Annotated in this window: 9 protein-coding genes and 2 pseudogenes; 6 read left to right on the forward strand and 5 right to left on the reverse strand. The window is 71.2% G+C overall.

Features of this window, described 5'->3' with window-relative positions:
* Nucleotides 1–19 precede the first annotated feature (19 nt).
* Nucleotides 20–2,821 (forward strand): AAA family ATPase, encoded by a 2,802-nt coding sequence (locus OM076_RS37360; RefSeq protein WP_270045278.1) that lies wholly within the window; start codon nucleotides 20–22, stop codon nucleotides 2,819–2,821.
* Nucleotides 2,822–3,109: 288 nt separating this feature from the next.
* Here OM076_RS37360 and OM076_RS37365 read toward each other — a convergent pair whose 3' ends face one another.
* On the reverse strand, nucleotides 3,110–3,322 hold the full coding sequence (locus OM076_RS37365) for a hypothetical protein (RefSeq protein ID WP_270045279.1): 213 nt from the start codon (nucleotides 3,320–3,322) through the stop codon (nucleotides 3,110–3,112).
* 116 nt (nucleotides 3,323–3,438) lie between these two features.
* On the opposite strand from OM076_RS37365, the gene OM076_RS37370 reads away from it, so the two are divergent.
* Nucleotides 3,439–3,654 carry a transposase gene (locus tag OM076_RS37370; RefSeq protein WP_270045280.1) on the forward strand — a complete coding sequence of 72 codons (216 nt, stop codon included), beginning with the start codon at nucleotides 3,439–3,441 and terminating at the stop codon, nucleotides 3,652–3,654.
* Nucleotides 3,655–3,898: 244 nt separating this feature from the next.
* Here the strand turns inward: OM076_RS37370 and OM076_RS37375 are convergent, their stop codons facing one another.
* The gene (locus OM076_RS37375) at nucleotides 3,899–4,957 is read right to left on the reverse strand and encodes a glycosyl hydrolase (protein ID WP_270045281.1); all 1,059 of its coding nucleotides are present in this window, start codon (nucleotides 4,955–4,957) and stop codon (nucleotides 3,899–3,901) included.
* A gap of 174 nt (nucleotides 4,958–5,131) precedes the next feature.
* Between OM076_RS37375 and OM076_RS37380 the strand changes: the two genes are divergently transcribed.
* From OM076_RS37380 to OM076_RS37390, 4 genes and pseudogenes are all read left to right on the forward strand, one after another.
* Nucleotides 5,132–5,632: an allene oxide cyclase barrel-like domain-containing protein gene (locus OM076_RS37380; protein WP_270045282.1), complete on the forward strand. Its 501-nt coding sequence runs from the start codon at nucleotides 5,132–5,134 to the stop codon at nucleotides 5,630–5,632.
* 206 nt (nucleotides 5,633–5,838) lie between these two features.
* A pseudogene (locus OM076_RS47040) lies at nucleotides 5,839–5,916 on the forward strand (hypothetical protein); the annotation flags it as partial.
* Nucleotides 5,917–6,029: 113 nt separating this feature from the next.
* The gene (locus OM076_RS37385; protein ID WP_270045283.1) at nucleotides 6,030–6,212 is read left to right on the forward strand and encodes a hypothetical protein; all 183 of its coding nucleotides are present in this window, start codon (nucleotides 6,030–6,032) and stop codon (nucleotides 6,210–6,212) included.
* Between the two features lie 1,035 nt (nucleotides 6,213–7,247).
* Entirely contained in the window at nucleotides 7,248–7,385 is a 138-nt protein-coding gene (locus OM076_RS37390; RefSeq protein WP_270045284.1) for a hypothetical protein, read from the forward strand.
* A 90-nt stretch (nucleotides 7,386–7,475) separates the two neighbouring features.
* On the opposite strand, the gene OM076_RS37395 is transcribed toward OM076_RS37390, so the two are convergent.
* From OM076_RS37395 to OM076_RS37405, 3 genes and pseudogenes are all read right to left on the reverse strand, one after another.
* Complete coding sequence (locus tag OM076_RS37395; protein WP_308214368.1) at nucleotides 7,476–7,802, reverse strand: transposase; 327 nt, start codon at nucleotides 7,800–7,802, stop codon at nucleotides 7,476–7,478.
* Entirely contained in the window at nucleotides 7,690–8,211 is a 522-nt protein-coding gene (locus OM076_RS37400; protein ID WP_270045285.1) for a transposase, read from the reverse strand. Before OM076_RS37400 ends, OM076_RS37395 begins: the two co-directional genes overlap by 113 nt.
* Nucleotides 8,141–8,456, reverse strand: a pseudogene (locus tag OM076_RS37405) (TIGR03118 family protein); the annotation flags it as partial. The gene OM076_RS37400 and the pseudogene OM076_RS37405, both read right to left, overlap by 71 nt.

The raw sequence follows: 8,456 nt of genomic DNA on the forward strand, positions 1-8,456 counted from the left end.
CGTGGTTAGCTGTCTGATCATGGGGGAGCGTGGCTTCAGCGACCTGCTCGAGCGAGTCGCCGAGGCCGATGCGCTCCGCGCCGCCGTTGCCGCCGCCCGGCAGGGGCAGGCGTGTGGACTGCTGCTGGAGGCGCCCGCGGGCATCGGGAAGACGGCGCTCCTACGCGCCGGCGCTGCTGCCGCCCGCCAGTCCGGCATGACGGTCCTCACCGCGCGCGGCGGCGAGTTCGAGCGGGCCTTCGCGTGGGGGGTGGCGCGCGAACTCTTCACGCACGCCTTCCGAGACGCTGCGCCGTCGTTCGACGGCGCAGCGGCGCTCGCCGCGCCGCTGTTCAGCGCGGACGCCGTGCCCGCCGATGACACGCAGGCGTCGTTCGCGCGTATCCACGGGCTCTATTGGCTCGCCGTCGCCCTCGCCGAACGCGCGCCGCTGGCCCTCGTGGTCGATGACCTGCACTGGAGCGACGAACCGTCGCTGCGCTTCCTCGCCTACCTCGCGGTGCGGCTGGAGGGACTCCCGCTGCTGCTGCTCGCGGCGACGCGTCCCGCGGCCGGCGAGCCGCACGGGCACCGGCAGGTGTTCGATGCCCTCGCAACTGCCGCGCCCATCACGCTGCTGCACCCGGCGGCGCTGAGCGCGGCCGGCAGCGCCGCGCTCGTCCGCGACGCGTTCGACGAGCGCGCCCCCGACGCGCTGTGCAGCGCCTGCCACGAGATGACCGGCGGCAACCCGTTTCTCCTGCGCGAGCTGGCGGGTGACCTGCGGGCCGATGCGGTCGAGCCCACCGTGGCGGCGGCCGCAGCCGTCCGGCAGATGACGCCGCAGATCGTCTCGCGCAGTGTCCTGTTGCGTCTGGCGCCGCTTCGCCCGGAAGCCTCCGCGCTCGCCCAGGCCGTGGCGATCCTCGGTGCACGCGCCGACTTGCGGCGCGCGTCCGCGCTGGCCGGCATCGACATGTCCACTGCGTCCGCGTTGGCCACCGCCCTGTTGCGCGCCGACATCCTCGAGGACGACCTCGGACTCAACTTCCGGCACCCGATCGTCCGCGCCGTCGTGCTCGACGAGCTCGGCCGCCCGGAGCGTGCTCGGCTCAACGCCGCCGCCGCACGGTTGCTGTACGGCGACGGCGTCCCGGCGGAGGAGTTCGCCTCCCACTTGCTCGCCGCCTCGGCGAATGGCGATCCGTGGACGGTCGCGCGTCTCGGCGAGGCCGCTGCCTCAGCACGCGCCCGCGGGGCGCCGGAGATCGCGGCCGCCTGCCTACGCCGCGCACTCGACGAACCGCCCGCCCCGGCCGACCGCGGCCCCCTACTGCTCGAACTGGGCACGCTGCAGGCCGTGCTCGACCCCGGGGCCGGCCACGCGGAGCTCCGAGAGGCGCTGGCGCTCGCGCCGGGTCCTGACGAGCGTCAGGTCGCGACGCTCGCCCTCGCGCACGCGTTAACGTTGTCGGGCGCCTTCGCGGACGCAGCCGCGGTGCTCGACGAGGACGTCGCAGACGCCCAGCCCGACGTTGTGGTGGCGCGCCTGGCCGCGGTGCGCTGGGGCGTCGAGACGCAGGAGTTGCGCCAGTTGCTAGTCGAAGGGCTCCGGACACGCGTCGCGGAGCAGGGGGAGGCAGTCGACCCGCGGCTGTCGGCAGCGTTCGCGGTCGAGACGGCGGCGGCCGGGCGTGATCGCGCCGCCGCCCTGACGCACGCCCGACGAGCGTTGGCACACCCCGAGCTGTTGACGCAGAGCGCGAACGTGAGCCTGATGCCGGAGGTCGTCAGCGTCCTGGTGTTCGCCGACCACTACGACGAAGGCGACACCGCGATCACGGCGCTCCAGACCATCGGCCGAGCGAACGGCTGGCCCCTTACCGCAGCGATGGCCGCGACAGTCGCCGCCATGTCCGCCTATCAGCGCGGCGCGATCAGCGACGCCGCCGCCTCCGCCCGCGAGGCACTCGAGGCCCAGGACACGATCTGGCTCACGACGATCGCCCTGGCCTTTCTGCTCGCGGCGCTCGTCGAGCGCGGCGAGGCGTCCACGGCGCAACGCGAGCTCGCGGCCCGCGGCCTCGATCACGAACTGCCTCCAATCTGGCCGGCCAACGTCCTGCTGCACCATCGCGCCCGCGTCCACGCCGCACTCGGTGACCTCGACGCCGCCGCCGCCGACCTGCGCCACAACGGCGAGCTGACAGCGGCATGGCGCGTCGAGGACGCAGGGATGATGCCGTGGCGCTCACAGCTCGCGCTGGTGCTCGCAACGCGTGGCGAACACGCCGCAGCGCAGGCACTCGCGGCGTCAGAGCTCGAGGCCGCCCGGCGCTGGGGCGCGCCGCGGGCGATCGGCGTCGCCCTGCACGCCGCCGGAGTCGCCGCCGCCCGCGACGGCGACCTGGCCTTGCTCACGGAGGCCGTCGCGGTGCTCGACGCCTCCGACGCACGCCTCGAGCACGCGCGCGCCCTGACCGAACTCGGTGCGCTGCTGCGCCGACGCGGCGAGCGCTCCGCGGCCCGCGAACGGCTCGGCCAGGCCCTCGACCTCGCGCACCACTGTGGCGGCCTCGCGATCGCCGAGCGGGCCCGCCAAGAACTCCGCATCGCAGGCGCGCGACCCCGCCGGGATGCGCTTCGCGGCCGTGACGCGCTCACACCCAGCGAGCTTCGCGTGGCCCGGATGGCGGCCGACGGAATGACGAACCGGTCGATCGCGCAAGCGCTATTCGTGACGCTCAGGACGGTCGAGCTGCACCTGACCAGCAGCTACGCCAAACTCAGAATCGGCTCCCGGACCGAGCTCGCCGACGCGCTGATCGCCGCCGCGTCGTGAAAGCATGGAGGAGAACACACGCGGGAAGTGGCTACTCACGGCGGAGCGATCGACCGCCAGCGCGCCGCGAATGCTCGGCCCTTGCCGGCCGCTCACGTTGGCGCCCGGCGGCCGGCACGGCACCGCGGGCAACGGTTGTGCGTGGCATTTGAGGTCAATCCCCGAAGAGCACGGGCCGAGGTTACGCTCGATGCCTGGCCGGCGAGTTGGCCCCTCATCCATCGCCGTGTTAGCCCCGGCGGCATGGCGGCATGGCGGCTGGGACCGCCGCGATCCTTCCGGCCGGAGTCATGACGCGTATGTGGTGATCTTGACCGGGATCGGGACGGACGTGACCTCCTCAACGATCCGTTCGACCTCGACGTGCACATCCGTGACGTCGGGCACCACGTCCAGAACGTCGGCTTCCAGGACGCCGGCCGGGCACCCGACCAATACGACGGCCTCGAACGCCACGACCCTCTTCGCGACCAGTTCCTCGTCGCGCTTCGACCGACGCACCGGCTCGCCGCCGAGCCACGCATCCGCCTCATCGACGGCATCCCGGTCCTGATCCGGCCCGAGTCGGGCCTGCGAACCAGCCCAGGCCGGGCTGGCGCGGCGGGATCTATGACTTCATGCGCCGCGTCCTGACGACCGAGCACGGCAAGGCGCTCTACAAGCAGCGACAACACATCATCGAGTCCGTGTTCGGCAACACCAAACACAACCGCGGCATCACCCACTTCCATCGCCGCGGAAGAGCCGCCGTCAGAACCGAATGGCGGCTCTACATGGCCACCCACAACCTGCTCAAGCTCCACAACTACCACCTCGTCCGACAGGCGGCCTAGGGGCCGCCCGCCGGCGGCTGCGCCGCCGGCGCTTCGACGCCGACGCGAACGAGCCGCGCGAGTCAAGTCCCGAGACGTGGTGTAGGAGCGTGGCGTGTCGATCGTCGGTGACGACGTCGGCCGCGGCCCGTCGGGTGGGCGCGCGCGATTGGTGTGAGTCGGATGCGCGGACAGCAGCGGTTCGTGGTGTAGCTCAGGATCGTCGGGCAGAACGTCAGTTACGAGCGACACGGCAAGGGGTTATTCACGGCGCGCTGCGTTCAGCACGTCGAGTGTCCTCGACCGGCAGACTTGGGCCTAACGAAGTGCTCGTCGGCCGTGGGTTGCTGATCGCCGGTGCAGACGCGCCCGGATGCCGCGGCGCCGTTCGCGCACGAGCGAAGCGCCGGAAGACGAAAAAGCCTGCGCGTGGGGTGCCGTACATGTCGGTCAGTCCGGCGTCGAAGCGGGCGTCGGACGGTTCGCCAAACCACTTGTAGACGTAGACCCGCGTCAGCGTCGACCGCCGGCCGCGGCGCGGGGCGTCATAACGGTCGGCGAGCGTGAACAGCCAGCGCGTGCTCTGCGCCGCACGCGACTCGGAGTATCCGAACTGCGCGCTGTCGCCGAATCGGACGATGCCGCCGGTCTCGGTCAGCCAGAGTTCTCCCGGCGCCGTGGCGAGCATCTGACGCGTGTCGGCGGAGGTATGGAGGTTGACGTCCTGGTAGTTATGGAGTCCCCAGAGACGCGGACGTCCCGGCGCGCGGCGCATGAACGCCCGCAGATAGGGGAACAGATTCGCGGTGTCGAGCAGGTCGGCGGCCATCACGCGGAAGCGCCGCGTGCGGCTCTGGTGCAGCAGCACGCGGTAGTAGCGGACCGCGAGATTCGGGCTCGTGAAGGTGGGCTGTGAGATGTGGTTGACCTCGTTCCAGGCCGAGTAGGTGCGCACCCACGGGAAGCGGTCATCGAACGTTCGGATCGCTTCGCGGTAGGCGCGCGCACTCGGCGCGCGGCACGCCGGGTCCGGCGCGTAAACGCGGCCGTCGAAGCACCCGCGATGTGCGGTGAACGTCACCAGCACGTCCTGCCCGCGCGCCCGCGCGGCGTTCATGAACCCGGTGACCTCGGCCTCCTGGCCGTGCCGGTACCAGTCCCACGGCACGAGATAGCGGACTCGCGTCAGGCCAAGACTCTGCCACGCCGGGTTGTCGAACATCGCCGCCGCCTGCTCGCTCACGCCGACGCGGTAGGAGCCGACGGCGGTGTCCGCGGCGAGCGACGCCGCCACAAGCGCGATGAGCACGCCAAGCAACCGCATCTCGACACTGACGCTATCCGAAACCCGCTCGCTCCGCGTCGGATCCCTTAACCGTTCGTTGACGCGGGGCCATGCGCGGGCGTAGCGTCGGCGGCACGCCCCCTGTCATTCGCGCTCCACCCGTCTCACGGCAGTTCCTCACGCACCGAAGGTCTTTGAGGAAAGGCGAGAGACATGCGTATCAAGCGTTGGTCCGACCCGGCAGTTGCGGCCGTTGTCGCGCTCGCGGTGCTGGCCGCCGCCGCACCGGCGGCAACAGGCGGGAAGGGGAAGACCCTTCGCCTCGTCGCCGTCCAGAAGCAACAGCAGTTCATTGATCTGGCCCCCACCGGTCCGTCGCTCGGCGACCAGCTGGTGTTCTCAGACACCGTCTACCGCAACGGTCGCGAGGCCGGCACCGACGGCGCGGTCTGCAGCATCACCCAGATCGTTCCGCCGTACACGGTGGCGACGTACCAATGCGTGGCCACGATCCGGCTGCGCAACGGGCAGATCACCGTGCAGGGGCTCAACGAGTTCCAGGGCCAGGGCGACCCCGGGCCGTTCAGGTTCGCGATCACCGGCGGGACAGGCACCTATAGCGGCGCGTCCGGGGAGGTGGTCGTCCGCTACGACAAGGCCGGGAAGGGCCACTACACACTCCGCTTCGACGCACGAAAGAACCACCGGCGCTAGACACGCGCGACGGCTGCGGGCCGCGGCGCCCGGACGCACTCACGCCATCACGGTGCCGACGGACGTCGCGGAGCCAGCCAATGCACATCGTCGACGCCGGCCCCTGATCCGCGCTACTCATTCGTGCGGTGTGCGCGCGGACGCCTCAAAGGTTCGGCGGACAACCTGTCCCTATTGCGACCGCGCGACCGAGCGACAGTGCAGGCATGAGCGATCAAAATGCCCTCATCACCGGCGCCACCTCCGGCATCGGGAAGGCGTTCGCCGAGCGCCTGGCGAGCGACGGCTACGACCTCAACATCGTCGGCGGGCGCGAGAAGCGCCTGGCGACTTTCGCCGCCGAACCACTGTCGTCACCGTCGAGACCGTCGCGGCGGACCTCTCGACCGACGAGGGAGTGGCGACCGTCGCGGACCTCGCGGCATCACGGCCACTCACGTTCTTGGTCAACAACGCGGGTGTGGCCCACTACATGCCGCTGCCCGAGCTCGCCCAGGAACCGCTGTCTGACGGCGCGATCTCTGGCGCGGACGGTCGCGGGGCGTCCACGCGTTACTGGCGCTGCCCGCTCCGCGCGTGACCGTCATCTCGACCTGCGGCGCGTCGAAACCGGGGGCACTTCGACATACCCGTGTACGTCGCCGACCGCGTTCTACCCGCGCACCGGTACGCGGTAGCGTGCCGACCCGGCCGTGCGAGTGAGGACGCCATCCGGGGTTGTGCCGGAGCGGGACCGCGCGCAACCGCTGCTGGCGTACGTGTAGGTTTGGCCGGATGCGACAAACCCGCGGAACAGTCGCCATCGGACCAGCGTCTCCCGGCATCTGGCTGGCGCGGCCGCGGAACTCGGTCGACACCAGCACACCCCGGGCTGCGCCCGTCACGCCCACGCGGCCTGCCCCGCCGTCTGGCTGGTCAGGAGGCCAGCTGCGGGCGCAGCGTCACCGTGAGCAAGCAAGACTCGACGGCCTGACAGTGCAGGTGCTCCGGCTTCTCGCGAACTCGTGACCGTTCACCCCGGTCAACGCGAGGCGGCGCCTATCGGGCGCTGAGCGAGCCCGACGTGGTGGCGGTGCTCCGGCCGGCGGAGCGCGACCCGTTGATGAAGCGGCCGCGCGCGGTGAGAGCGCGTCGTGTCGCGCGCCGTGACGACGCGGTCGTCCATGGCGGGGAACGGCGCACGCGGTTGCGCTGACGCCGATTCCGCGCCGGCCAATTCGAGGCTCCGCCGGATGTGCCTGCTACGACGTTCGCGGGCGCGGATCGGGACCCGCCGTGACCGCCCACGTGCCGGACGCCGTGGCTTCGGGGAACGATGTCGCGGCAACCACCGCCGAGGTCGAAAGCGCCAGGCGTGGTCTCCGCCGCCGCCCGTGGGCGGGTCGAAGGAGCTCTGGCTCAGCAGCCGGGCCGCCGGCGCGGTCGGCGTACTGAGTGTCGGCGTCGTCGAAGCGCGCCCGGACGCGGTGGGGCCAGCGCAAGCCATCGTTTCCACACGGCTGATCGTCGGCCGCGCGACTGGGTTTGCCTCCGACCGCTAGCGCGCTCAGGCGTCGTTCGGAGCAAGATCCGGCTCGCTCGTGGGGCGTAAGCTCGACTCGAAGAGGAGGTGACGATGGCTCACAGCAAGGAGCCCGCGACGGACGAGCGGATTGTCCGTCTGCTCGAGGAGATCAAGGAGCAGCTCGCCGACATCAGCACGCGGCAGGAGCAGATGGCGCATGACCTGGCCCGGCTGCTCAAGCACGCGTAGCGTCGCGTCGCACGCCGACTTCTCGGGTGGCGGGTCAAGGCGGCGCTGGGGGCGCCGCCGTTGCTGCCTCGACCGAGTGGGCCGCTGCGGTCAGTTCGTAGCCGACCGAGTAGCGGACCCGGTGCGCTCGCGCGCCCAGGCCAGCAGTTGGTGCGTGACGCCAGCGGTATCGGCCCTGAGCAGCAGCGTGAGCTCCTCGATGTGCGCGGCCGGGATCTGCGCGAGCGCGTGCTCGGCGACGGCGATCTGATCGGCCGCGGTGTTGGTGCCTGCGTTGCCGGGTCGTAGCTCGCCGCCGAGCGCCTTACCGGTCTCGTGCGCGTCGGCGAGCATCGGGTGAAACCCGTAGCCGCCTTTGAACGCGCCGGCCGTGCCCTCCTTCTCTGAATGAGCGGTGATCAGCGCCCGCGTCGAGATCGATCGTCAACGCCGTCGGGGCGCCGGCCTGCTCCCAGACCCGCGCGCGAGCGATCGCATGGACGGCACGCAACCGATCAAGCGCGCCGAGATCTGAGGCGATCATGTCGATCACCCGAAACGCCGTCGACCGCGACGCGACCTCCCCGAAGAGCGCCGCCTGATCGCTCATCGTCGCCAGCTCAGACAGGCAGTCGCCGCCGTCGGCGAGCACGACCGCGAGATCGCGGAGCACACGACCGGGGTCATGACCGCCCCCGCGCCGGCGCAGCGGACGCAACCGCGCAGACAACGCCCGCGTCAAGCCCGTCCGCTCCGCTACTCCGACCAGCAACGCGCTACCGGCGTGCGAGACCGATCCCGCTCCATCCGAGCTGACCTTTAGCGTGGAACGGCGCCCATCGCGCATCACCCGCAAGGTGATCCCCCCGAGTCGAAGCCTTCAGCAAGCAGGCCGAGATGCGGCCGTCTCCGAAGTTGCCGATGAGCAGATCGCCGGAGAAGCGCCCGAAGCCCGCCGGTGCCTGGGCGAGGCCCCATGGGGCGTTCAGGTGACCGAATTGGGCGACGCGGAGCCGGCCGGCGGTGTCAAACGCATCGACGATGCCCAGGCCGCGGCCATGGGCCTCGTCGTCGCTGCCGGCTTGCTGCTTG

Source organism: Solirubrobacter ginsenosidimutans, from assembly GCF_027587205.1.